Genomic DNA, 1,514 nt, shown 5'->3' with positions numbered 1-1,514 from the left:
GCTCGGCCTGTCATTCTCGGGTTTCATCTGGTGGCAGATGGGGGCCACCGCCACCGCCCAGTATATGACTGCCTTTGTAGTCGAGAAGACGTTGGCGTTGGACAACATCTTTGTCATAGCCCTGATCTTTAGCTTCTTTGCCATCCCGCGCGAATATCAGCACAGGGTGCTGTTTTGGGGTATTCTAGGCGTGATCGTGCTGCGAGGCATCATGATCGGGCTTGGAGCCACGATCGTCGATCAGTATCACTGGGTCCTCTACCTTTTTGCCGCCTTTCTGATCCTGACCGGCATCAAGATGCTCTTCGTCGCGGACAAGGAGCACAAGATCGAGGATAACGCGATGATCCGCTTTCTCAAGCGACGGCTGAACGTCACCGAGGATCTGCACGGCCACAGCTTCTTCGTGAAAAAGCTGAACCCCGAAACAGGCCGCATGGTCCGTTTTGCCACGCCGCTGTTTCTCGCACTGATCATGATCGAAATCGCGGACCTCGTCTTTGCAGTGGATTCAGTCCCGGCGGTGTTCACCATTACCACAGACCCGTATCTCGTCTATACTTCGAACATCTTCGCCATCCTTGGCCTGCGTGCGCTCTATTTTGCGCTGGCAGCGATCCTGCACCGTTTTGCCTATCTGAAATACGCGTTGTCGGTCTTGCTTATCTTCATCGGCTCAAAGATATTTGTGGCTGATGCGATGAATTGGGAAAAGTTCCCGCCGGAATGGTCGCTCGGCATCACTTTTACCATCCTCGGCGCGGGCGTGGCGTTCTCACTCTGGAAGACCGGATCATCATCTCCTGAACAGCAGGCGAAAGCAGACTCAAAGCAGCAATCCTGATTGGAATTTCACCAAGGATGATCGGTCATTTCCCATGAGGAATTGGCCGATCAGAATTTAATATGACAGTCTGAAATGCAGCCAAGAATTTGCGACTCATTGCATCTGCATCTGTGGAATGTCTTCGTGCTGGCTGTCTGTGGTCCGCACAAAGTGCCTGCGGGGGTTTACGCCAGTTCCTGCCTGCCTCACCACGCGTCCCACCCGTCTATAATTGATGATGTGAACCGCGCCCGGTCCACCGGAGGCCGATTTCGGTTATTCGTAAGCGCTTTGCCGATCCACTAAGCACGCGGCTTGACGTTTTTCGGAAGTGCCAGGGCATGAGGTTTTCGATCCGGCTGGCCGGGTGGCCGGCGAACAACGCATTCTTGCGCGGATCCGGCCGTCCTCGAGGAATGCCGTCAGACCCTGCCAGTGCCCGAGGGTATAGGCAGCAGCTTTGCCGATCGAAGACTTTGATGAGATTTTGGCCATCAGTTGCTCGAGCTGCGCCTTGAGCGCCGACATGAGGTGGCGCTTTCTGCCTTTCGCGCTGTCAGGGGAGCCTCGGCGCTTAGCCCACGGATGCGGCTTTCGACGAGGTAGATCTCGGCAATCGTGCCGATGACCGCCAGCGCCTCCGTCGATCCGGTGAAGATAAGATCGTGACCCATGAACCGGAGAGTGG

3 protein-coding genes are annotated in these 1,514 nt (G+C 55.6%); 1 reads left to right on the top strand and 2 read right to left on the bottom strand.

Annotation, left to right across the window (positions count from 1 at the left end; all coding sequences use genetic code 11):
* On the top strand, positions 1-844 hold an 844-nt coding region (locus tag C5F48_RS23690), incomplete at its 5' end, for a TerC family protein (protein WP_107666115.1).
* A 258-nt stretch (positions 845-1,102) separates the two neighbouring features.
* Here the strand turns inward: C5F48_RS23690 and C5F48_RS26535 are convergent.
* Together C5F48_RS26535 and C5F48_RS25850 are read right to left on the bottom strand one after the other, a co-directional pair.
* The gene (locus C5F48_RS26535) at positions 1,103-1,321 is read right to left on the bottom strand and encodes a hypothetical protein (RefSeq protein WP_373454372.1); all 219 of its coding nucleotides are present in this window, start codon (positions 1,319-1,321) and stop codon (positions 1,103-1,105) included.
* On the bottom strand, positions 1,321-1,514 hold a 194-nt coding region (locus C5F48_RS25850), incomplete at its 5' end, for a hypothetical protein (protein WP_219907837.1). The genes C5F48_RS25850 and C5F48_RS26535, both read right to left, overlap by 1 nt.

Origin of the sequence: Cereibacter changlensis JA139 (assembly GCF_003034985.1) — a bacterium.
GTDB lineage: Bacteria > Pseudomonadota > Alphaproteobacteria > Rhodobacterales > Rhodobacteraceae > Cereibacter > Cereibacter changlensis.
This window is presented reverse-complemented; position numbering and strand designations above follow the sequence as displayed.

Excerpts from the sequence above, each read along its gene's own strand:
- C5F48_RS26535 (WP_373454372.1), bottom strand. The coding sequence starts at position 1,321 with ATGGCCAAAATCTCATCAAAGTCTTCGATCGGCAAAGCTGCTGCCTAT.